Annotated in this window: 27 protein-coding genes and 2 tRNA genes; 19 read left to right on the top strand and 10 right to left on the bottom strand. The window is 60.4% G+C overall.

The window, feature by feature from the left end; genetic code table 11:
- Positions 1-3: 3 nt before the first annotated feature.
- The 8 genes from nuoE to VNS12_RS04340 form a co-directional block, all read right to left on the bottom strand.
- Complete coding sequence (nuoE, locus tag VNS12_RS04375; RefSeq protein WP_325486620.1) at positions 4-924, bottom strand: NADH-quinone oxidoreductase subunit NuoE; 921 nt, start codon at positions 922-924, stop codon at positions 4-6.
- Positions 924-2,114, bottom strand: coding sequence for an NADH-quinone oxidoreductase subunit D (locus tag VNS12_RS04370; RefSeq protein ID WP_325486619.1), 1,191 nt, complete (start codon positions 2,112-2,114; stop codon positions 924-926). The genes nuoE and VNS12_RS04370 overlap by 1 nt, the downstream gene beginning before the upstream one ends.
- Positions 2,111-2,713, bottom strand: a complete 603-nt coding sequence (locus VNS12_RS04365; RefSeq protein ID WP_325486618.1) for an NADH-quinone oxidoreductase subunit C — start codon at positions 2,711-2,713, stop codon at positions 2,111-2,113. The genes VNS12_RS04370 and VNS12_RS04365 overlap by 4 nt, the downstream gene beginning before the upstream one ends.
- Before the next feature lie 9 nt (positions 2,714-2,722).
- Positions 2,723-3,301 carry a NuoB/complex I 20 kDa subunit family protein gene (locus VNS12_RS04360; protein WP_325486617.1) on the bottom strand — a complete coding sequence of 193 codons (579 nt, stop codon included), beginning with the start codon at positions 3,299-3,301 and terminating at the stop codon, positions 2,723-2,725.
- Complete coding sequence (locus tag VNS12_RS04355; RefSeq protein WP_325486616.1) at positions 3,292-3,657, bottom strand: NADH-quinone oxidoreductase subunit A; 366 nt, start codon at positions 3,655-3,657, stop codon at positions 3,292-3,294. The genes VNS12_RS04360 and VNS12_RS04355 overlap by 10 nt, the downstream gene beginning before the upstream one ends.
- Before the next feature lie 289 nt (positions 3,658-3,946).
- The gene (locus tag VNS12_RS04350) at positions 3,947-4,447 is read right to left on the bottom strand and encodes an outer membrane protein (RefSeq protein ID WP_325486615.1); all 501 of its coding nucleotides are present in this window, start codon (positions 4,445-4,447) and stop codon (positions 3,947-3,949) included.
- A 214-nt stretch (positions 4,448-4,661) separates the two neighbouring features.
- Entirely contained in the window at positions 4,662-5,216 is a 555-nt protein-coding gene (locus tag VNS12_RS04345; protein ID WP_325486614.1) for an outer membrane protein, read from the bottom strand.
- Positions 5,217-5,437: 221 nt separating this feature from the next.
- Positions 5,438-6,004, bottom strand: a complete 567-nt coding sequence (locus tag VNS12_RS04340; RefSeq protein ID WP_325486613.1) for an outer membrane protein — start codon at positions 6,002-6,004, stop codon at positions 5,438-5,440.
- A gap of 548 nt (positions 6,005-6,552) precedes the next feature.
- Between VNS12_RS04340 and VNS12_RS04335 the strand changes: the two genes are divergently transcribed.
- Positions 6,553-6,696 carry a hypothetical protein gene (locus VNS12_RS04335; RefSeq protein ID WP_325486612.1) on the top strand — a complete coding sequence of 48 codons (144 nt, stop codon included), beginning with the start codon at positions 6,553-6,555 and terminating at the stop codon, positions 6,694-6,696.
- An 89-nt stretch (positions 6,697-6,785) separates the two neighbouring features.
- On the opposite strand, the gene VNS12_RS04330 is transcribed toward VNS12_RS04335, so the two are convergent.
- The gene (locus VNS12_RS04330) at positions 6,786-7,031 is read right to left on the bottom strand and encodes a DUF2171 domain-containing protein (RefSeq protein WP_325486611.1); all 246 of its coding nucleotides are present in this window, start codon (positions 7,029-7,031) and stop codon (positions 6,786-6,788) included.
- 202 nt (positions 7,032-7,233) lie between these two features.
- On the opposite strand from VNS12_RS04330, the gene VNS12_RS04325 reads away from it, so the two are divergent.
- The 6 genes from VNS12_RS04325 (at position 7,234) to VNS12_RS04300 (ending at position 12,377) form a co-directional block, all read left to right on the top strand.
- Positions 7,234-7,881: a TetR/AcrR family transcriptional regulator gene (locus VNS12_RS04325; protein ID WP_325486610.1), complete on the top strand. Its 648-nt coding sequence runs from the start codon at positions 7,234-7,236 to the stop codon at positions 7,879-7,881.
- Positions 7,882-7,897: 16 nt separating this feature from the next.
- Positions 7,898-8,842, top strand: a complete 945-nt coding sequence (locus tag VNS12_RS04320) for an HlyD family secretion protein (RefSeq protein ID WP_325486609.1) — start codon at positions 7,898-7,900, stop codon at positions 8,840-8,842.
- The gene (locus tag VNS12_RS04315) at positions 8,839-9,777 is read left to right on the top strand and encodes an ABC transporter ATP-binding protein (RefSeq protein WP_325486608.1); all 939 of its coding nucleotides are present in this window, start codon (positions 8,839-8,841) and stop codon (positions 9,775-9,777) included. The genes VNS12_RS04320 and VNS12_RS04315 overlap by 4 nt, the downstream gene beginning before the upstream one ends.
- Entirely contained in the window at positions 9,774-10,904 is a 1,131-nt protein-coding gene (locus VNS12_RS04310) for an ABC transporter permease (RefSeq protein WP_325486607.1), read from the top strand. The genes VNS12_RS04315 and VNS12_RS04310 overlap by 4 nt, the downstream gene beginning before the upstream one ends.
- Before the next feature lie 124 nt (positions 10,905-11,028).
- A complete protein-coding gene (locus VNS12_RS04305; RefSeq protein ID WP_325486606.1) occupies positions 11,029-12,117 on the top strand; it encodes an AI-2E family transporter in 1,089 nt (362 codons plus the stop codon).
- A 56-nt stretch (positions 12,118-12,173) separates the two neighbouring features.
- Entirely contained in the window at positions 12,174-12,377 is a 204-nt protein-coding gene (locus VNS12_RS04300) for a hypothetical protein (protein ID WP_325486605.1), read from the top strand.
- 117 nt (positions 12,378-12,494) lie between these two features.
- Here the strand turns inward: VNS12_RS04300 and VNS12_RS04295 are convergent.
- Positions 12,495-12,568, bottom strand: a tRNA-Cys gene (locus VNS12_RS04295).
- Between the two features lie 220 nt (positions 12,569-12,788).
- Between VNS12_RS04295 and VNS12_RS04290 the strand changes: the two genes are divergently transcribed.
- The 12 genes from VNS12_RS04290 (at position 12,789) to VNS12_RS04235 (ending at position 21,788) form a co-directional block, all read left to right on the top strand.
- The gene (locus tag VNS12_RS04290) at positions 12,789-13,280 is read left to right on the top strand and encodes an AAC(3)-I family aminoglycoside N-acetyltransferase (RefSeq protein WP_325486604.1); all 492 of its coding nucleotides are present in this window, start codon (positions 12,789-12,791) and stop codon (positions 13,278-13,280) included.
- Between the two features lie 98 nt (positions 13,281-13,378).
- The gene (locus tag VNS12_RS04285; protein ID WP_325486603.1) at positions 13,379-13,954 is read left to right on the top strand and encodes an NADPH-dependent FMN reductase; all 576 of its coding nucleotides are present in this window, start codon (positions 13,379-13,381) and stop codon (positions 13,952-13,954) included.
- A gap of 93 nt (positions 13,955-14,047) precedes the next feature.
- Entirely contained in the window at positions 14,048-14,299 is a 252-nt protein-coding gene (locus tag VNS12_RS04280; protein ID WP_325486602.1) for a hypothetical protein, read from the top strand.
- A gap of 80 nt (positions 14,300-14,379) precedes the next feature.
- Positions 14,380-14,811, top strand: a complete 432-nt coding sequence (locus VNS12_RS04275) for a c-type cytochrome (RefSeq protein WP_325486601.1) — start codon at positions 14,380-14,382, stop codon at positions 14,809-14,811.
- Positions 14,812-15,123: 312 nt separating this feature from the next.
- Positions 15,124-16,341 (top strand): NAD-dependent epimerase/dehydratase family protein, encoded by a 1,218-nt coding sequence (locus tag VNS12_RS04270; protein WP_325486600.1) that lies wholly within the window; start codon positions 15,124-15,126, stop codon positions 16,339-16,341.
- A complete protein-coding gene (locus tag VNS12_RS04265) occupies positions 16,338-18,005 on the top strand; it encodes a hypothetical protein (RefSeq protein WP_325486599.1) in 1,668 nt (555 codons plus the stop codon). Before VNS12_RS04270 ends, VNS12_RS04265 begins: the two co-directional genes overlap by 4 nt.
- Positions 18,006-19,805, top strand: coding sequence for a glycosyltransferase family 2 protein (locus VNS12_RS04260; RefSeq protein WP_325486598.1), 1,800 nt, complete (start codon positions 18,006-18,008; stop codon positions 19,803-19,805).
- An 80-nt stretch (positions 19,806-19,885) separates the two neighbouring features.
- Positions 19,886-20,038 (top strand): hypothetical protein, encoded by a 153-nt coding sequence (locus VNS12_RS04255; protein WP_325486597.1) that lies wholly within the window; start codon positions 19,886-19,888, stop codon positions 20,036-20,038.
- Positions 20,039-20,102: 64 nt separating this feature from the next.
- A complete protein-coding gene (locus tag VNS12_RS04250) occupies positions 20,103-20,615 on the top strand; it encodes a lipocalin family protein (protein ID WP_325486596.1) in 513 nt (170 codons plus the stop codon).
- Between the two features lie 53 nt (positions 20,616-20,668).
- Entirely contained in the window at positions 20,669-20,950 is a 282-nt protein-coding gene (locus VNS12_RS04245; RefSeq protein ID WP_325486595.1) for a hypothetical protein, read from the top strand.
- Positions 20,951-21,017: 67 nt separating this feature from the next.
- A complete protein-coding gene (mobA, locus tag VNS12_RS04240) occupies positions 21,018-21,641 on the top strand; it encodes a molybdenum cofactor guanylyltransferase (protein ID WP_325486594.1) in 624 nt (207 codons plus the stop codon).
- A 72-nt stretch (positions 21,642-21,713) separates the two neighbouring features.
- Positions 21,714-21,788, top strand: a tRNA-Asn gene (locus VNS12_RS04235).
- Positions 21,789-21,886 lie beyond the last annotated feature (98 nt).

Genomic DNA, 21,886 nt, shown 5'->3' with positions numbered 1-21,886 from the left:
CGTTCACTCCCCCTTCGACTTGCCGCTTGGCGACTTGCGGTCGGACGCGCTCTTCGCCGTGCCATCGATGGCACCAGATTCCGCGCCGGTTGCGCCCTCGCGCATAGCCTGATCGGGCTTGCGCCCGACGGGCCCGGTCGCATCGTCCTTTTCCGCTTCCGCTTCTGCGACAGAAGCCTTTGCTTCATCGGGAGCCGGAGAGTTGATCGCGGGCGCGGCCTCCTCCCCGATCTGGCTTTTGCGTCCCGGACGGACGGCTTTGGGATCATCGCCGGCCCCGGACGCCGCCGCGCCGCCAGCAGGTTGCGCGGCGACCGTGTCGAGCAACGTGGTTTGTCCGGTCAGCGGCGCGGAAAAGCGGCGGCCATTCTGCGGCCCTGCCGGAATCGTATCGCCCTTGCCGTCCCTGAAAGCGAAGAGGATTTCCTCGAAGCGCTCCGGGGTCAGATCTTCATAAGTGTCAAAGCCGATGGTGATCATCGGAGCGTTGACGCAGGCCCCCGCGCACTCGACCTCTTCCCAGCTCATGGTGCCATCGTCATTGAGATGGTGCGGCTCGGGATGGATATGCTTCTGGCAGATCGCCCGCAGATCCTCAGCGCCGCGCAGCATGCAGGGCGTGGTTCCGCACACCTGGATGTGCGCACGGGTTCCAACCGGCTGAAGCTGGAACTGGTTATAAAACGTCGCCACTTCCAGAACGCGGATATAGGCCATGCCCAACATGTCGGCGATGGTTTCGATGGCGGCGCGGGAGACCCAGCCGTCCTGCTCCTGTGCCCGCATCAATAGCGGGATCACGGCGGACTGCTCGCGCCCTTCCGGATACAGCGCAATGCGCTTTTGGGCCCAGCCCGCGTTCTCTTCGGAAAACGCAAAAGATTTGGGCTGGACGGATTCGTCTGCAAGGCGACGCACACTCATCAGCGATCAACCTCTCCGAACACGATATCGATTGAGCCAAGGATTGCCGACACATCGGCCAACAAATGTCCCCGGCAGAGAAAATCCATGGCCTGAAGATGGGCAAACCCCGGCGCGCGAATTTTGCACCGGTACGGCTTGTTGGTGCCATCGGCCACCAGATACACGCCGAACTCGCCCTTGGGCGCTTCGACCGCCGCATAGACTTCACCAGCCGGCACGCGATAGCCCTCGGTGTAAAGCTTGAAGTGATGGATCAGCGCTTCCATCGAGCGCTTCATCTCGCCACGGCTGGGTGGCACCACCTTACCATCGGTCGCAGACACCGGCCCCTTGCCTTCCGGCGCGTTCATCAGGTCGATGCACTGCTTCATGATGGAATTGGACTGGCGCATCTCTTCCATGCGCACGAGATAGCGATCGTAGCAATCGCCGTTCTTGCCCACCGGAATATCAAAATCCAGCCGGTCGTAGCATTCATACGGCTGGCTCTTGCGCAGATCCCAGGCGGCGCCCGAGCCGCGCACCATCACACCGGAAAAACCCCAGGCCCAGGCATCTTCGAGCGAGACCGTCGCGATATCCACGTTGCGCTGCTTGAAAATGCGATTCTCGGTGATCAGACTGTCGATATCGTCGAGCGCCTTGGGAAAGGTTTCCGTGAACTTTTCGATGTCGTCGATCAGGTCCTGCGGCAGGTCCTGATGCACGCCGCCGGGACGAAAATAGGCCGCGTGCATCCGCGATCCCGAGGCGCGCTCGTAAAAGATCATGAGCTGTTCGCGCTGCTCGAACCCCCAGAGCGGTGGTGTCAAAGCGCCTACGTCCATTGCCTGCGTCGTGACATTGAGCAGATGGGACAACAGCCGCCCGATTTCTGAATACAGAACCCGGATCAACTGCCCGCGGAACGGCACCTTGAGGTCAAGCAGCTTTTCGACCGCAAGTGCGAAAGCGTGTTCCTGATTCATCGGCGCGACGTAATCAAGCCGATCGAAATAGGGCACCGCCTGCAGATAGGTCTTGTGCTCGATCAGCTTTTCGGTGCCCCGATGCAGCAGTCCCACATGGGGATCGACGCGCTCGACCACTTCGCCGTCCAGCTCCAGAACCAGGCGCAAAACACCGTGCGCCGCCGGGTGCTGCGGGCCAAAGTTAATGTTGAAGGTTCTGACGTCGTGCTCGGTCATTGCTTCGCCTTCTCATCGCCGGGGAGGTCGTAATCGGTCCCATCCCAGGGCGACAGGTAATCGAAATCCCGAAATTCCTGCGCCAGCTTGACGGGTTCATAGATCACCCGTTTGCGCTCTTCGTCGTAGCGCACCTCGACAAAGCCGGTCAGCGGGAAATCCTTGCGCAGCGGGTACCCGTCAAAGCCATAGTCCGTGAGAATGCGCCGCAGGTCCGGGTGCCCGGTGAACAGGATGCCATACATGTCGTAAGCTTCGCGCTCGAACCAGTCCGCGCCCGGAAACACGCCGGTGATCGAGGGAACAGCAGTCTCCTCGTCGGTGATCACGCGCACTCTGATGCGATTATTCTGGTGCGGGCTGAGCAGGTGATAAACCACATCGAAGCGCTGGCTACGCTCGGGATAATCGACGCCACAAATATCGATGATCGAGATGAACTGGCACTGCGGATCGTCCCGCAATGTCCGCATCACATCGACAATGGACTCGCCCTTCGCCTCCAGCGTCAGTTCATCATAGGCAATGGCAAATCCAAGAAGGGAATCGCCCAGCTTTTGTGCGATGTACTCGCCGAGTTCAGAAAGGGCATCTTCCATGGATTGACCTTATCGCTCGATGGTTCCGGTGCGCCGGATTTTCTTTTGCAACAGCAAGACGCCGTAGAGCAGCGCTTCGGCCGTGGGTGGGCATCCGGGAACGTAGATATCGACGGGCACGACCCGATCGCAGCCCCGCACCACCGAATAAGAATAGTGATAATACCCGCCGCCATTGGCGCAGCTTCCCATCGAGATGACGTAGCGCGGCTCGGGCATCTGGTCATAGACCTTGCGCAGGGCCGGAGCCATCTTGTTGGTTAGTGTACCGGCGACAATCATCACGTCCGACTGCCGGGGCGATGCGCGCGGCGCGAAACCGAATCGTTCGCAGTCGTAGCGCGGCATCGACATCTGCATCATTTCGACGGCGCAACAGGCAAGGCCAAACGTCATCCACATCAGGCTGCCTGTACGCGCCCAGTTGATAAGTTCATCCGTCGAGGTGACGAGAAAGCCCTTGTCGGCCAGCTCGTTATTAATGTCGACGTAATAGGGGTCGGTTGCGCCCACCGGCAAATTCGTCGACGGATCGATCACGCCGCGCGCCTGGGGGGCCACCAAAGTTCCGTTGCCGCTCAATCCCATTCCAGAGCCCCTTTACGCCACTCGTAGATGAACCCGATGGTGAGCACACCAAGGAACACCATCATCGACCAGAACCCGAACCAGCCGAGCTCTCCGAACGCGACGGCCCAGGGAAACAGGAAGGCGACTTCAAGGTCGAAAATGATGAAAAGTATCGCAACGAGGTAGAAGCGGATATCGAACTTCATGCGGGCATCGTCGAAAGCGACAAAGCCGCATTCGTAGGCGGAGACTTTTTCCGGATCAGGTCTTCTGACCGCGATCAGGAATGGAGCCACCAGCAATGCAAGGCCGATAAAGGCGGCCAAGCCCACGAAAATCACTATCGGCAGATAGGTGCTGAGCAGTTCGTTCATGTGACAGCCTAGCTTCGATGAGCCCCGGCCGGGCGCCGGGCATAAGGACTCGTGGCTATCTGAGCCCTGACGTTCGGACAGGGCTTAACCCACCCCCTAGGTGGTTGCAAGAGGGCACAATTATGACACATTTTGTCAGGTTAGAAATTCAGGCTAAAACCCCGACTTCCAGCTCATTTTCCGCCGCAACATCGGCAAAAAGGGCAAGACACGCCTGTCCCGCCCTTTGAATTTTTGCGAACACGATTGCGAGATCGCCGGGCATATCCGCCGCGATCCCGCGCGTCTCCTAAAGATGAAAGGCGATCCCAGCGGTCAGCCGCATGTCGGAAGGGCCCGAGCCCCATTCGCCGGTGCCCAGCACTTCGCCCCGCACGCTCATATAGTCGGTGATCCCGTAGTCGGCACCGCCGCCAAATGCATACCCGAAGTCGCCCGAGACAATGCCCGTACCTGCGGTGGCATAAACCAGCGCACTGCCAAAACTCATACCGCCCTTCCCCAAGACCAACGCGTCAAGACTGGTCGAATCGGCCATGTCGGCCCCCAACTGGGCCTCGACACCAAGCACCAGACTATCGATCGAGACATTGACACCGGTGAAGATACCGGCATTCCAGGAGGCATCGCCGAACGGCACGCCGCCCCCATACACACCGGCGTAAAAACCGTCCCAATCGAATCCATATCCGCCGCCATAGCCATAGGGGCCATAGTCCTGGGCCGATGCGTGGGTGGAAAGCGCGGCGGTAGCCATGAGGATGGCCGCAAGCCGGACAGCAACAGACATGGGCGTCACTCCGTTAAGGTTAATTGACGCCATTATCCCGGCCTGCGCGGCGGTCTCAAGCAAAGCCGGTCAACGTGGATAAGACTTTACTAAAATTGTAGCGATCGCCCTGCCCTACCCCAACGTTGCACCGACAAAAAAAACGGCCCAGCAATGCGCCGGGCCGTCCTTATCGATATTGACATTGGCGCGCTAAAGCAGCGCCAACACCATCTTAGAAGTGGAAGTTCGCGCCGAGCGTGAACTTGTGGATGTCGCTGGTGCCGGCGTCGTTGGACTGTTCCCAGCCATAGACATAGCGGGCGTCAAGCGAAACGCTGTCGGTCACTGCGAATTCAGCGCCCAGACCGGCGAGAATGTGGTTGCCGGAGCCGACATTTGCGGTGCTGTCGAGGTCGGAACCATAGCCGACTGTACCGTACAGCAGGGCTTCCGGAGCGACCAGCACACCAGCGCGCAAGGTTGCTTCCGCATATGCATAGTCCGCATTGGCGAAGACATAATCAATGCCCACTTCACCACCGAGAACGAACATATCGAAAGCGGCGTTCACGCCGATTTCCACGCCGAGGGTCCAGTCGGTGTCGGACTGCACCTTGTTTTCTGCACCAACGCGGGCACCGGCGTAAAAGCCGTTCCAATCGAAGGCAGAAGCAACCGGAACGATCGGGGCGACCGGAACAGGCATGATCGGATCGGCGGCCTGGGCAGCCGAAGCAATGGCAACGGTGGCTGCTGCGGCAAGCAGCACGGACTTGAGAGCGGTCATTGAAATACCTCTTAGCACGGGGAACTGATTATCTGCATATTGCCCAGTTACTGGCCGATTCCAACCCCCTCGCCTCGCTGGCAACCAAAATTCGGCACAAAATTGCCATCAATTGTGCACTCTGTTGCCTTTGAACCACAGGCAAGCCACGCGCATTAACACTCCATAAACGAAAACGGCCCCGCTGGGGGCCGCTGACGCATTTGGTTCTGAAGGTACGATCAGAAGTGGAAGTTCGCACCGATCTGGAACTTGTGGATGTCGCTCGACGCAGCGTCGTTCGACTGATCCCAGCCATAGAGGTACTGGCCGCGGATCGACACGCTGTCGGTTGCCGCGAATTCCAGACCACCACCAGCAAGGATGTGATCGCCGTCGCCATTGGTCGCGCCGAAGTCCGAACCGTAACCAACCGCACCATAGGCGAGCAGTTCGTCGGTGATCAGCACACCACCACGGGCAAGTGCCGAGCCGTAGGTATACATGTCGGGATCATCGAAAACCCCATCAATGGCCACTTCGGCACCGACCAGGAAGAAATCGAAGGTCGCGTTCACACCAACCTGGGCACCGATGGTCCAGTTGGTTTCAGAAGCGGTGATGTCATTCTGGGCGCCGACATTGGCACCGGCGTAAAAGCCGTTCCAATCGAAGCTGCTGCCCACGTCATAAACGGGAGCGGCAGGAATGGCGGGAGCGGGGATCCCGATCGCGTCTGCGGCGAAAGCACCGCCGAACGCAGTCGTGGACAGAAGGGCTGCGATGGCCACTTTCTTGAGCGTGTTCATTAATATTCTCCTTGTTACCGGCTGTGCAAAACAAATGGGTGCCGGTTAGCACTGGTTCCGATCCGACGGCCGCCAATCCGAAGTCAGGGCCGGGAGTGTTGCCCTGCTGCCACAACTGCGCCGAACGGGTTCCGCACCAATGCAATGGCCCGGACTTTCGGTTTCGAGTGCGGACGAAGTGGGGCCGACTCGTGGCGAGAATAGGGCAAGCGCGCAATGTTGCTCAAATGCAACGTAAGCATAGTTAACCCATCATAAACATTAAGCTTTTCCGAAGATGCACTAGCGGCTTTCCGCCCTGTTTCCGCGCGCTTTCGGCTTGATGAGCCTTGCATCGCCCCGTCCGCCTGTTCTGGCGTTTCCCGCTCTCAAACGCGAGCGCCGGTTCGCTGCTGGCTGCCCCGCGTTCATGCAGGTTAATTCCACATTTCATGCCAAGACGCAGCATCCGGCACCCCGGTTATACCACCCCCAGCCAACATCCTTGAAAATACAAATAAAATTCCCATATCAAAGCAGCATCGTAATAAAATACGGAGTAAAATACCTTGAGCACAAGACGAGAAGACCGGCATCAGAGAGTGGATCGCATTGCGCGTCAGATCATCAATGACGAACGACTGGCCCGTGAGAAAAAGACCGCCCATCTTCGCGCGCTGCGCTTGCAACGCGAGCAGGAAAACGCCGGCTAGCCCTGCATCCTCCCTCGGCCCGATCTTTCATGCATGAGAAAAGCCCGGCATTTTGGCCGGGCTTTGCATTAGAAGGTCCCACTCTTGCCTTAACGACCCGAGGAATTTTCTTCGAAGGTCACGGCAACGTCGCCATTGGCTGAAAGCCTCACCCGATTTCCCTCGACACCGGCCACCAGCCCCATTGAGATATAGTGGTGACGGCCATCGCCCTCCCCGCTGTCGTCGCGAGTCAGTTTGATCCGGTCGCCTTCGACCCGATCCACTGTCCCCACATGCACCCCATCCGCTCCGATCACCTCAGCATGTGCCTTGATATCTTGCGTATTGACCATTGCACTACTCCCTGTTTGGAACAGGGATAACGCCCGCAAGGCCAATTGGCTGCGCCGCGTACACGGACTTCGGCAAAAATCACTCCGTAACGGCAGCAGGTCATAGGCGCCGCGCACGTGAATTTCGCGCTTCCTCATATCCGCTTTTTCTTGCATGTAACTGACCAGTCAGTTATATATGGGGAAATTGGAAAGGCCTGCCATGAAGACCCCTTCGTCCGTGCCGCCCCCCAAATTCCGGCGAAGAGCCGAAGCCCGTCCAGATGAAGTGCTTGACGCAGCGCTCGGCCTCTTCATGGAAAAAGGCTTCGCCGCCACACGCGTCGAGGACATCGCCAAGCGCGCCGGTCTGAGCAAGGGGGCGGTTTATCTTTATTTTTCGTCAAAGGAAGCCATCCTCGAAGGACTCGTACGCCGCGCCATCCTGCCGGTGGCGCAATCGGCGCTCAGCACGCTGGACGCCTATGAGGGCGATCCTCGCGTGATCATCGCCCTGGTCATCAGGACACTCGGCGCGCGGTTCTCCGATCCTCAAACGCTGGCCATTCCCAAGGTCGTGCTGCGCGAGGTGCTGGGCTTTCCCCATCTGGCAGAAATGTATCGTCGCGAGGTTCTGGACCGGGCCATCCCGGCGCTGGAAAAGCTGGTCGCGCGTGGCATTGAGCAGGGCTATCTGCGCCCCGTCGATCCCGAACTGACCGTCCGCTCCATCGTCGGCCCCATCATGGTGCACGCCGTGCTGGCCGAGGTGTTTGGCGTCATGCCCAAGGGTGGGCTGGAAATCGACAAGCTGATCGACAACCACCTCACCATTCTCTTTGACGGCATGAGCGCGCCCGGCGCAAAGTGAACTTGAGGAAACCGCCATGGACCAGTTCATTGCCTGGCTCTTTGGATTGATCGCCCTGATCGTGCCGGGTTTCGGCGCGCCGCAAACGCCGATCTGGAACGGTTATGTCGAAGCCGATTACGTCTATGTAGCGGCCCCGGGCGATGGCACCATTGCCGCGATTACCGCGAGCGAGGGCACCATGGTGGGCGCAGGCGACATTTTGTTCACCCTCGACGATCGCGCCCAGCAGGCCGCACTGCGCGCTGCCGCGGCGCGGGTAGAAATCGCGGAGGCCAATGCCGACAACCTAGCCACCGGCAGCCGCGACGCCGAACTCGACGTCATCCGCGCCAACCTCGAAAAGGCCCGCGCCGATCTCGACCTCGCCCGTTCGCAGGCGCAACGGACCGACGAGATGCTGGCGCGCGGCCTTGTCTCCCAGGCCCAGGCGGACCGCGACCACACCACCCTGGCCAGCGCCCAGGCGCAACTGACCCAAATCGAGGCGCAATTGCGGGTCGCCGAATTGCCTGCCCGCAATCCGCAGCGCGACGCGGCCCAAGCCTCGCTGATCGCTGCCCGCGCCGACGCTGAACAGGCCCGCTTCGCCCTGGCCGACCGCACCATCCGTGCGCCCCTCGCCGGGCAGGTCGAGCGCATCTATTTCGCGGCAGGCGAGTTCGTGGCGCCCGGCGGCCCGGTCGTCGCGCTGCTGCCCGATGACGCCCTGAAGGTTAAATTCTTCGTTCCTGAGGCCGACCGCACGGCTCTTTCGCTCGGGCAGTCGGTCGCCATATCCTGCGACGGCTGCCAGGCCGGGCTCACTGCCACACTCAGTTTTTTCGCGTCCGAGCCGCAGTTCACCCCACCTCTCATCTATAGCCGCGAGGAGCGCGAACGGCTGACCTTCCTCGTCGAGGCGACGCTCGATGCAGGGGTGGTGCTGCATCCCGGCCAGCCGGTGACGGTGGAGCCATGACCGGAGAAGCGGTCATAGACGTACGCGGGCTCACCAAGAGCTTTGGCGACAAGCGGGTCGTCGATCATTTCGACATCACCGTGCCGCGCGGAGCGATTTACGGCTTTCTCGGGCCGAACGGTTCGGGCAAGACCACGACCATCCGCATGCTGTGCGGACTCCTGACTCCCGACGAAGGCGAAGGCACTTGCCTGGGCTTCGACGTCCGCAAACAGGCTGACCGCATCAAGGAACAGGTCGGCTACATGACGCAGAAATTCTCCTACTACGAAGACCTATCGATCCGCGAAAATCTCGATTTCGTGGCGCGCATGTACCGGCTCGACCGCCGCCGGGAGCGAGTGGACACGGCGCTCGCCCATCTCGGGCTTGCCGACCGGCAGAAGCAGCTTGCCGGTTCGCTGTCGGGCGGCTGGAAACAGCGGCTCGCTTTGGCTGCCTGCCTGTTGCACGAACCGAAATTGCTGCTGCTCGATGAACCCACTGCTGGCGTCGACCCAAAGGCGCGCCGCGATTTCTGGGATGAAATTCGCCGACTTTCGGCACAGGGCGTCACGGTTCTGGTCTCAACCCACTATATGGACGAGGCGATCCAATGCGATTTCATTTCCTATATCGCCTATGGAAAAAAGCTCATCGACGGGCGCTCGGCTGAAATCCCCGCCATGATCGGGTTGGTCACCTATCGCGTATCCGGGCCCGATATTTCCGCTCTCGAAGACGAACTCAAAAAGGAAGACGGCGTCGAACAGGTCGCCCGCTTCGGCGCTGTGCTGCACGTCTCGGGTACCGACCGGGCCAAACTCGATGCCGTAGCTGAGGCCTACAGGAAACGGGGCACACATCGATGGGATGAGAAACCCTCCGAACTGGAAGAAGCCTTCATCTATCTCATGACGGGAGCACGGGACAATTTCACCCGCGAGCCGGCATGAGATTTTCCTTCGCGCGCTTTTTTGCCGTTCTCGCCAAGGAATTCATACAGATGCGGCGCGACCGCGTCACCTTCGCCATGATGATCGGTCTGCCCGTCGCCCAGTTGCTGCTGTTCGGTTTCATCATCAATTCCGACGCGCGCCACATGCCCACGCTGATCGAATTGAACGATACCGGCCCCCTCTCCCGCGCCATCGTCTCATCGATGCAGATTTCCGACTATTTCGACGTGCAGGGAACCGTCCGGGGCCCGGACGCCGGTGAACAAGCCCTGCGCGACGGGCGAGCGTCGTTTGTCGTCGTCTTCCCGGACGATTTCGAACGCAACGTGGTACGCGGGCTGCGCCCCGATCTGCTGATCGTCGCCGATGCTTCGGACCCGTCCGCCGTAGGCGGCGCCGTCGGTGCGCTCAGCGGCATCGTCCAAACGGCCATGTCCGAGACTTTTTCGGGCCCGCTGGCCAGCCTTGAACCCGCCCCGCCCCCCTTCGGCGTCGCGGTCCACAAGATGTACAATCCCGAAGGCCGGACCTCGACCAACATCGTCCCTGGCCTTCTGGCCATCATCCTGTCGATGACGCTGGTGATGATGACCGCCGTTGCTATCGTCAAGGAAACCGAACGTGGCACCATGGAAATGCTGATCGCCACCCCGGCGCGGCCGCTTGAAGTGATGCTGGGGAAAATCCTCCCCTATGTCTTCGTCGGCTATATCCAGACGGCGGTGTTCCTTCTTACCGGCCTCACCCTGTTTTCCGTGCCGTTCGAAGGCTCGGCCTGGGCGTTTTTCGTGGGGTTCAACCTGTTCATCCTCGTCAATCTGGCGCTTGGCTTCCTGATCTCGGCGGCGGCGCGCTCGCAAATGCAGGCCATGCAGCTTTCGATGTTCACCATCCTGCCCTCGGTCCTGCTCTCGGGGTTCCTATTCCCCTTCGCCGCCATGCCCGGCTGGGCGCAGATCCTCGGCGACGTGGTGCCGGCCACCCATTTCCTGCGTATCGTCCGCGCCGTGATGCTCAAGGGCAGCGCCATCGGCGATGTGGGTGGCGAGCTCTGGGCGCTGATCGCCCTGCTCGTCGTCATCTCGGTCATCGCCATGCTGCGCTACCGGCAGACACTCGACTAGGGTTGATCCTACACCTCAGGCATACCGTCCGCCCGTCGCGGATAGGAACATTGCCGTTATTGACCATGACCGTCTTTCAGCCGATGGCTATCGGGCCTGCCCGAAGCGCAAGGAAGCTCGACCCATGACCAGGGAAACCATCCAGAACATCAGCTTCGTCGTGATCGTCATTGCGATCACCGCCGTTTTCGCGTGGCTGCTCCTGCCCTATTACAGTGCCATCCTCTGGGCCGTGATTTTAGCTATTCTGTTCAATCCGCTGCAGCGCCGATTGACGATCTGGCTGGGCGGACGGCGCAGTGTGGCAGCCGCGCTCAGCGTTCTCACCTGCATTTTCGTCGTTCTCATTCCCGCGAGCCTGATCATCGCCTCGCTCTCGATAGAGATCGCCACGGTTTATCAACGCATACGCGACAGCGATTTCACGCTGGCCGGCGCTGTGGCCCAGACACAGGCGATGCTGCCTGATTTCGTCAATACAGCCCTCGCCGGCATGCACCTGGGCAATCTCGAAGAGATCCAGCAAAGCCTGCTGTCCGCGCTATCGAGCATCGGACAAGCCATTGCAAGCAGCGCCTATGGCGTTGGCCAGGGCACGCTGCAATTCTTCATCAGCCTGGCGATCATGCTCTATTTGCTGTTCTTTCTGTTCCGGGACGGCAGGCGTCTTGCAATCCTGATCCGCGCCTCGGTGCCTCTGGATCGCAACCGCACCGATGACATCGCCGCGAAATTTGTCTCGGTGGTTAAGGCCACCGTTCGCGGCAACGTCTTGATCGCGATTATCCAGGGCGGGCTTGGAGGAGCGACATTCTGGCTCCTCGGCATCGAAGCCCCCTTGCTGTGGGGCGTTCTGATGGCCGTCCTGTCGCTGCTGCCCGCCGTTGGTGCGATTCTGGTCTGGGCGCCATTCGCTATCTACCTTGCGTTGTCCGGGCACGTAGCCCAGGCCATCATCCTCGTCCTAGTTGGCGCTTTGGTCATCAGCATGATCGACAATCTGCTGCGCCCTGTTCTGGTGGGCAGGGAGACGAAGCTGCCCGACTATGTTGTCCTGATCTCGACAATCGGCGGCCTGTCGCTGTTTGGGATAAATGGCTTCGTTCTCGGCCCCCTCGTTGCAGCGCTCTTCATTGCGGTGTGGTCGCAATTCACCGATGACCGGCTGAATGAGAGCAACGAAGGAGACATGCCTGACCAGAGCAATTCCTGATCTGATTGAATCATGTGATCCGGCAAGCACCCGCCTTGCCATGCAGAGGCGAACCAATGAAACCCGAATCCTTCATCGATTATTTCCGGGCACGTCACAGTTGGTGGTGCAAGCCAGGATCCCAGATTCACGATGACCTTACCGCGTTCGCGAACGAGAATGCACAATCCCCGGACAGCCTCGGTGAATTGTACATGATTTTCTGCACGCTGCACGGTATTGCGCCGAAGCCGAACGCTGGAAGCGCGATGGAACAATGAAGCGGCTGACCTGATTCAACCAGATCAGGATTGCTCTCGTTGCGCGCGGTCGACAAAAATCACCGGCGTGTGACGCGGCGAGGATTGCGTACGGCATCAATTGCTTATGTAAGGGAGTGGAGGCCTCGACCGGAATCGAACCGGTGTTCACGGATTTGCAATCCGCTGCGTAACCACTCCGCCACGAGGCCTCTGTTGCGGGCTTGTAGTGCAATTCCGGGCACTTAGGCAAGGCCAGAAGTTGGCCGTCCCATATTTTGTGGCGAGACATCCGGCCGGAGCGTGCGAACCGTGCATCGGATTGTCCTACGTCCGGCTCGACCTGAAAATCGGCGGATTTCACAGTTATGTTGGCCGGATGCGCTCCAAAGCCGTCAAGGGCCGCCCCGCGGACCAGGCATGGGGGAGAAAATGATGACCACGACCGTCCAGCGCCTGGGCCGGACCGACATACATCTTATGCGGCAGTTGAACGCGCTGTTTGCGTCCGTTTTCGAAGATGCACAAAGCTATGCCTCCGCTCCCCCAAACGATGGCTATTTGGCTGACCTTCTGGCGAAAGACGGGTTCTTTGCCCTGGTGGCACTTCAGGGCAAAGATGTAGTTGGCGGCTTGGCCGCGTACGAGCTTGAGAAGTTCGAGCAGGCCAGATCCGAGATTTATATCTACGATCTGGCGGTCGCAGAGACCCATCGGCGGCAGGGCATCGCAAGAACGCTGATCAATAACTTGCGGGACCTGGCCGCGCAGCGTGGGTGCTGGGCCCTTTATGTCCAAGCCGACTATGGCGATGACCCGGCTATTGCGCTCTACACCTCAATGGGTAAGCGCCAGGACGTCCTGCATTTTGATATCGATGTCAGAGCGTTTCCTGATCTGATTGAATCAGATCAGACGCTCTAGGGTGGCAGTGCCGTTTGCACTTCTTTGCACGTTGGGAGTGGATCGAACCTTCTGCTTCCTGCATTATCAGGGGTGTCAACAGCCCTCGGGAAGTAATCATGACAACCATGTTCAAAGTCGGCTATTTCGTCGGGTCGCTCTCCAGCACGTCCATCAACCGCAAACTCGCGGCGGCGCTGGTTCGGCTTCGCCATTCGGGGTTTGAAATGGCGGAGATTTCGTTTCGCGATCTGCCCCTTTACAGCCCCGATTACGATGCGGACTATCCGCCCGTCGCCAGAGCCTTCAAGCAAGCCATCGCCGACGTCGATGCCATCTTGTTTGTCACGCCGGAATATAACCGCGCCATACCCGGGGCCCTCAAGAACGCCATCGACTGGGCCAGTCGGCCTTGGGGGCAGAACTCGTTCACCCGCAAGCCTTCCGCGGTCATCGGCGCGTCGATCGGGGCAATCGGAACCGCTGTGGCGCAGCAGAACCTGCGCAGTGTTCTGAGCTTTTGCAACTCACCGCAGATGAACGCCCCTGAAGCCTATATCCACTTCACGCCCGGCCTGATTTCTGACGATGGTGAAGTGGCCAACGACAGCACCCGCGAATTTTTGAGCGAGTATATGTCTGAGTTTCACCGGTTCGTCGCCCGGGTCTATACGGCCCTGCCCCGCGACGAATAACGTTGCAGCGGGCGTTGCCGTGTTGCGGTCAAAGCCGCTAAAGCTGTGCCCGAAGCAACGCCCGCCAGCGCGGCGTCAAAGAGGATCGCATTCATGAACACGCCAACGACGCCCACGAAACTCATCGTCGTGATGGCCTTTGAAGACGATGGTGAAGGCGGCATGCGCCCGGCCTTTGAACCGCGCGAATTTCAAAGCGAGCAGCGGGCCCGCACCGAAGCGGGCTCGCTAATCACGACCTACCCGGCGGTCATCGCATGGTCGCGGACCGCCGACCCAAACCTTGGTGAATATGGCGAGCCCGAAATCCTGTTCAGTCACGGGCCCGTACCTGACATGGAATAGTCCTTCCGCACGCCCCAACCGGTCCGGAACTCATTGCCCGGTCCAGTCGTTGAGGGTTCGCACGTGCGGGAGAATCGAAAATGAAACACTTCAGTATTCTTGTCGCCTTGGCCGTCCTGGTTGGGGGAGCGGTCATTCTGTCCACCAACACTTGGCCCGGCAGCCAGGCTGTGGCGCAAACTCCACCCGATGCGGACGCCGTTCCCGTTGATGACGCGTTGTTCGCCACCGGGGAAAGTGAATTCGCCATCTGCGCAGCCTGCCATGGCGCCTCGGGAGAGGGCGGCGTTGGCCCGGCCTTTGCCGATAATGCCGAGCTTGCCGATGCCCATCTGGTGATCGAAACGATCTTGTTTGGCAAAGACGTTATGCCAGCTTTCGGTGATCAGTTCGATGACGAGCAGGTCGCGGCGGCGGCCACCTATATCCGCAATAGCTGGGGCAATGAGTTCGGCGGCGTTGCCGTTGACGACGTTGCATCGATCCGCGCCGCCGGCGCACCAGCACAGTAATCGACAGCTCTTTGAGGGCGGGACCTCGGCGGCCCCGTCTCCCTTTCTTGAGCGCGTCTTGTCGTACCACTCCTTATGCGTGGAACCATTTCCCCAACTCGTACTTCTATGCGCGGCGTCCTTTTTGGCGTTTGCCGGCTGCGACATTTTAGCCGGTTGATGCTGAAGGGTTAGCCGCCACTTAACATTTATCTGGAGTGGGTCAGTGGGGACGCGGTTCAAGCAGCCGTTCGTTCCGTTGATCCTGGGGCTTCCGAGACATCGCAACCCAAAGCACACCGTTCGCCCTCGTGAACGGGTGAGGAGAAAACTATGTCCAAAAACGTGCTGGTTCTCGGCGGGGATGGTTTTTGCGGATGGCCGACGGCCCTGCACCTGTCCACCCTCGGCTATGAAGTCACCATCATCGACAATCTATCGCGTCGCGCCATCGCCACCGAGTTGAACGCCGAAAGCCTTACCCCCATCGCCCGTATCGATGAGCGGCTGGCCGCGTGGACCCGCGTTTCGGGAAAGGAGATTTCGTTCCTGCGGATCGATGTCGCCCAGGATTATGCAGGCTTGCGCGATGCCATTGCCCGCCTTGCCCCGGATGCGATCGTCCACTTTGCCGAACAGCGTGCCGCGCCCTATTCGATGCGCGATGCCGCCCACAAAATTTACACCGTCGATAACAACATCAATGCGACCAACAACCTTTTGGCGGCACTGGCCGAACTCGAAAGCGATGCCCATCTCGTTCATCTCGGAACCATGGGCGTCTATGGCTACGACGGCGATGGACTGGAAATTCCCGAGGGTTATCTCGATGTCACCGTGACCGGCGATGACGGGCGCACCTATCCGCGTTCCATCCTCTATCCTACCCGCCCCGGCAGTATCTACCACCTGACCAAGTCTCTCGATCAGCTGCTGTTCCAGTTCTACGCCCAGAATGACCGTCTGCGCATAACCGATCTGCACCAGGGGATCGTGTGGGGTACCCAGACCGAGGAAACAAGGCGCGATCCGGCGCTGATCAACCGCTTCGATTATGATGGCGATTACGGCACGGTCCTCAATCGTTTCCTGATGCAGGCGGTGTCCGGCCACCCGCTGACCGTGCACGGCACGGGCGGGCAGACACGCGCGTTCATCAACATCCAGGACACTGTGCGCTGCGTGGCTCTGGCGCTGGCCCATCCACCCGCCAAAGGCGATCCGGTCAAAATCATCAATCAGGCCGCCGAAACCCACCGTGTCCGCGATCTGGCGGAAATGATCGCCCACGCCACCGGTGCACAGGTCGATCTGGTCGATAATCCGCGCAAGGAAGCGGCGGAGAACGATCTGCGGGTTTCCAATGCCACCTTCAGGGCGCTTGGTCTCGATCCGATCCTGCTCAAGGACGCCCTCTTGTCCGAGACGCTCGAAATCGCCGCGAAGTATGCGTCGCGCCATAATCCCGATGCGGTCCCGGCGACCTCCCTGTGGACCCGCGCCAACAAGCCGGGGCGCTCCGTTCCTTCCAAGCTGGATGCCGCGCAATGAGCGACTTTGTGAGACTTCTTACGGTGGCGGTTCTCAGCTTCGCCCTCGTGGGCGGCGCGCTTGTCTATTCCCGTGACAGCGATGCGCTGACGCGTGTGGTCGATTTCGTCTCTGATCGCCTGACTTCGGGCGACGGTGGGACCGCTACAACGGCCGATGACCAGCCAGAGCCAACACGGCTGTGGATCAGCCGCCCGGAGCGCGACACCTGGATGGGGCTGGCCGGTTTTCCCGACCAGTACGCGCTGCGCTTCCCGATTCCCGCCGGCGTGACCTATGAAAACGGGCGGCTGGAGCTCGCTTTCGATGCTCAATTGACCGAGAATGGCGATGGCCGCCTCACCATCGCCGTCGGTGGAGTCCGTCGGGGCGAAATCGTGCTCAATCACGGGCGCCAGACCCATGAGGTGAACATCGAGCTTGGCCCGGATGACCTTCTGGGCCGCTCGCTCGAAGTCCTTCTTTCGGGTATTGGCACCACCAATAGCGGCCAGATCTGTCCCACCAATGCCGCCAATTCCGGCAGCGCCATCACGCTGCTGCCCTCCAGCGGGCTGGCCCTTTATACTTTCGATCCCGTTGACAGCCCCCGCATTCGCCTCGCCAGCCTTGCCGAACCCATTCGGGTCGATCTGGGCGAGACCGCGAGCGATCAGGCCGCTGCCCTATGGGGCGCTCAGGCTTTGGCGCGCGCGGGTATTGCCACACAGCTGGTACAGAATGAACCCGCCGATGTGGCCATTTCTCCCCTGGGCGGTCGCGCTGTTGCGTTTGATGGGGATGGCGCGCTCGTGCTGGCCGGACAGGCCGGGCTCGATGATCTCATTGCCGCCCGATCCGCCCTTCTCGATCCGCCATCGCTCCCCCATGCGTGGCCGGTTTCGGCCCAAGCCTTGGGCGCTGAAACAACGGCACGGAACTTCCGCGGCAGCCGTCGCTGGTCGCTTCCCTATCGGATCGCCGATCTCGATGGCGGCAGGATGCCCACCCATTTCGATCTGGCGTTGCGGCCATCCGTTCTCGCTGGAAATGCCGATTGGGTCGTGCGGGTCGCCCTCAACGGCAATCTGCTCAAGACCGGGCGCTTCGGCGCAAGTACGGAGTTGATTACGATGCCGGTCGAATTGCCAATCGACAAACAGGGATTGCGCAATGAAATCATTGTCGAACTGATCGATACTTCACCCAATGATTCAATCTGCCGGACTGGCCCGGATGCGCAGGCGCAGTTGCTGCCTGAAACCATCCTCTCTGCCGATGGCGTCCAGCCCGCCACCGGCTGGGGCGCTATGGTCCGCACGCTGGCGCAAATGGATGCGGTCGGGCTGGGTGTCGAGGCGGGGCTTTCCGCCGCTGATGCGCTCGATGCCCGCGCCATGCTGGCGAGCTTCATCCCGGCCCGGGCCGACATAGTGTTCGGGGACGATGCGTCGCGGGCCAGGGTCAAGGTGACAGTGCTGCGTGCGGCACAGTTGCAAACCTCTCTGCGCCTCGCCCGCACGCTTGAAATCCAAACGCGCAAGAATGGCGGTGGCGCTCTGGTCTTTACCGGTGGGGAGCAGGGCAACGAGCCCATGCTGCTTCCCCTTGACGATCCCCGCATCGAGGACGAAATCAACGCCCTCTCCCCGGCCACCACGGTTCTGATGGTTTCGCGCAATTAAATGAACGGCGTTTCCACCCCCGCGGGCGGGCATCAGTATTGGTCGGTCGACAGCGCACCGGCCCGGCTGACCCGCTCGCTTTCACCATGGGCGGCCCCCACCGCGCTGGTCGTTTTCACCGTGGTGGCCGCCGCCATGCTTTATGCTGTCAATTCCATCGAGGTACTGGCGCGCAATTTTCCCAATCACGACATCGTTTTTTCGCCCTATAGCGGCACCCATTCGCTGCCGCTGCGGATTTTCATCCTGTCGTTTTTCATTGCCTATTCCACAGTGGTGGGGGCGTCGATTGGCGGGCGTATCCGGTTCTTTTTCGAGCTGAGCCTCTATTTCATCGTCCTGTGCGGCGCATTCGACGTGATGAACCTCGTGGCCTATCACCTCGTCGGCTTTGTCTATTCGCTGCATGTGGTGGAGATTTTATCGGGGCTGTTCGGCTTTTTCGTCTTTTCCCTGAAATTGCTCGATCACGGTTCCATGCCGGCGCGTGCCGCGACGCCCCGGTCCCCCCGCTACAAGCTGCGCTCGGTTCTGCTCATTGCCCTGGCCACCGCAGCCGCAATCGCCCTTTCCGTCGGCGTCGATGCGATGGATCTTCCCCTCGTTTCCGACCTGCAAAGCGTTTCCCTTCTGGGCGGCACAGGACCGGGCGTCTTTCTGTTCCTGCCAGCGCTGTTTTTCATCCTTTACGTTGCCGGCACTCTTCAGTCGCTCTTGCGCCGCACGTCCGATTTCGCACCTCCGGTGACAATCATCATCCCGGCCCATAACGAAGCGCATGTGATCGGGCAGACTCTTGCCGCCATCGATGCCTCGGCGGGCCGATATGGTGGGAGCGTCGAGGTTCTTGTCCTCGACAACTGCTCGACCGACGGCACCGCGCAAGCAACAGTTTCGGCGCTTTCCGGTCTTTCCCACGCGACCGGGCGCGTGGTCGACGTTCCGACTCCAGGCAAAGCCAATGCGCTCAATCGCGGTATCGCCGCCACCGCAACGCAATTCATGATCCGCATCGATGCCGATACCCAGGTCCTGCCCGATACCATCCGCTTTGCCATGCGCCATTTCTCACGCGCCGACGTCGGCGTGGTTGGCGGGCTTCCGCAAGCGCCGGGCGGCGGGGTGTTCGATCGCGCCCGCAATCTCGAAACCCTGCTCAAGCACGGCTATTATCAGGTGGCCTACGGGGCGGTGGATGGCATTGTGGGCATTCCCGGAATGTTTGCGGCTTATCGCACCGACGCCCTGCGCACCGCTGGCGGTTTCGTTGGCGGGATGAACGGGGAAGATACCGATGCCTCCTTGCGCATCGGCGAGTCCGGCTGGCGGATCGTCGGCGATCCCTCGATCGTCTATATCTCCGAAGTCCCCCGCACCTATCGCCATCTGCGAGAACAACGGATGCGCTGGTTTCGCTCGGTCTATCATGTGAGCGCGCGAAACCGGAACTATCTGGACAGCTGGACGCTTTCGGCGCGCGGTAAGATCATCCTGCCGTTCATGCTGCTCAATTCCGGCCGCAGGGCGATGACGGTTCCGCTGGTGATCTTTGGCGCGCTCAACTACCTCTATGCCTTCAACCCCCAAAGCACCCTCACCGCTCAGGCTGTGATTGCGGTGGTTCTGGGTGCTCCGGCCCTGATGGCTGCGTTCGCCGCGCTGGCAAACGGGCGCGTCGGCGCGCTGATCGGCCTGCCCGAATATGTGATTTTCCGGATGATGCGATCCTATCTCACCCTCGAATCGGTTCTTTCGATCGCTTTCCAAAGCCGAAAGGAACAATTGCCAGCATCGGATTAGCGATTTTTTGGCTCCGGCCTGAAAGGCTGCTCTCCAGCGGCCCTCACTGACTGCATCGGCTGGGCGCGCGGAGCGTACCCATGCGATATCCACTGTGGCTGTTTCTGTTCGTCTTCATTGTGCCCCCGTTCGCCCTGCATGCGGTTCTGGCAGGCAAGGCCAGCTTCATTGATGCGCCTGCTGTTGCCATCACTGCCACGGTCACACCTGACCCCCTCGTCCACCAGTTCTGATCGGCCTACAGGGAACCGCTGAACGGTCTCGGCGTTGGCTCCAGAGCAACATGGAGACCCCGCGATGACCGACGTGACAGCCATCCCACGCCTTGATCTCAATCACTATCTTGGCCGCTGGTATGAGATCTGCCGCCTGCCGCTCAAATTTGAAGACGAGACGGCCACCGACATCACCGCCACCTATTCCCTCAATTCCAATGGCGCCGTGCGCGTCGACAACCGCTGTTTCGATGCGGATGGCGAGCCATCGCAATCGATTGGCGAAGCCACTCCGGTCGATGATGCCAAATCACGGCTCAAGGTGACGTTCCTCCCCGAATTCATTCGCTGGATTCCCTTCACCAGCGGCGATTACTGGGTGCTCAGGATCGATCCCGAATACCAGACCGCGCTGGTGGGGACGCCCAATCGCAAGAATTTGTGGGTATTGGCGCGCCAGCCCGATCTGGAAGACGATACCCGCGAGGACTTTCTCGAAACCGCGCGGCAGCAGGGGTTCGATCTTTCAGCCCTCATCTCTCCCCGCCACACCGGGCGCGAGGTGACCGACGCCATGCTGGCCCGTTCCTTGTGATTTTTGGGACCTCAAGCCCCGGCTGCGCGTTTCCTGCTTAAAAGGAGAACGCCATGAAAGAAAAGATCATCAAGCCATCGCGTGATCGAACAGGCGACGACACCGACGCGCCCGAAACCGAAGCACAAAAGTCCGGGGAAGTCATCGACGTGGCGCGCGACGGAACCGCAACCAGGCGCAGCAAGGATTCCCCAGCGGCCGGGCAGTCGGGCCGCGCTGTTGCCGACGAAGACCCGGACGACAGCCCGATGGACAACAGCCCGGCTCGCAACCGCGATCGCCTGCGGGACCGGCCTTATGACAACCCCGGCCCGGATGACGACACCTACGACTGAGCAACAGGCCTGTGCTTGCCGACCTTGCCATCCCCGCCTACCGTAAACTCTTTGCGAAGGCGGCACGGTGGGGCGCGGCATGGTCATTGTGGGGCTGATTCTGGCTGGAGGCAGCGGCGTTCGGCTGGGCGGTGTGCGCAAGGCTGATCTCCGGCTCGGGAATGTATCGCTTCTCCAAAGGGTGACCTCGTCGCTGCGCGGCCAGTGCGCACCGATTCTGTTGTCGACCGGCAGCACCGTCTATCCAGATACCCAAGGTTTGCCCCAAGTGCCGGATGCGCCCGACGCGATCACCGGCCCGGCGGCAGGACTACTGGCGGGCGCATTGTGGTGCAAACAGAATCAACCCGGCGCGCTTTTGCTCTCGGTCTCCGTCGATACGCCGTTCTTTCCCGCTGACTTTGCCGCGCGCGCCTCCAGAGTGCTTGATGACGGCTGCGCCTGCGTCGTCAGCGCCTATGGCGAGCGCACCTATCCCACCAACGCCATCTGGCGCTCTGATTCCCTGCTTTCTCACCTTTCGCTGATTCCACCCGCCCCCCGCGGCCCGCGTTTGCGCGATATCGAGGCCGCTCTGGCCGCCCGTCACCTTGATTACGGGCCCCTTGCCCCTGCCGATCCCTTCCTTGGGGTTAACAGAATGGCCGACCTTCTGGCCCTTTCAGCGCGGATTGCGCCCATCGGGCCCTGATTGGCGATTTGGGGGTTGGCAAGCGCCACCAAATTGGCTAGATGATCGCCACCTGCCGAGCAGGCTACACGTTCCCCGGTAGCTCAGTGGTAGAGCAACCGGCTGTTAACCGGTTGGTCGCTGGTTCGAATCCGGCCCGGGGAGCCACTTTTTCCAATCATCACACCTCTTTTCTGCTTTTTTCGCGCGTAAAAGCGCGAAGGAAATGGGTGCCCCTCTTTTTTCTCCTGCACAGTGTCCCTATA

Origin of the sequence: Pelagibacterium sp. (genome assembly GCF_035555455.1) — a bacterium.
Taxonomy (GTDB): Bacteria; Pseudomonadota; Alphaproteobacteria; order Rhizobiales; family Devosiaceae; genus Pelagibacterium.
Note: the sequence above shows the minus strand (reverse complement) of the source record. Positions and strands in the feature narration are given on the sequence as shown.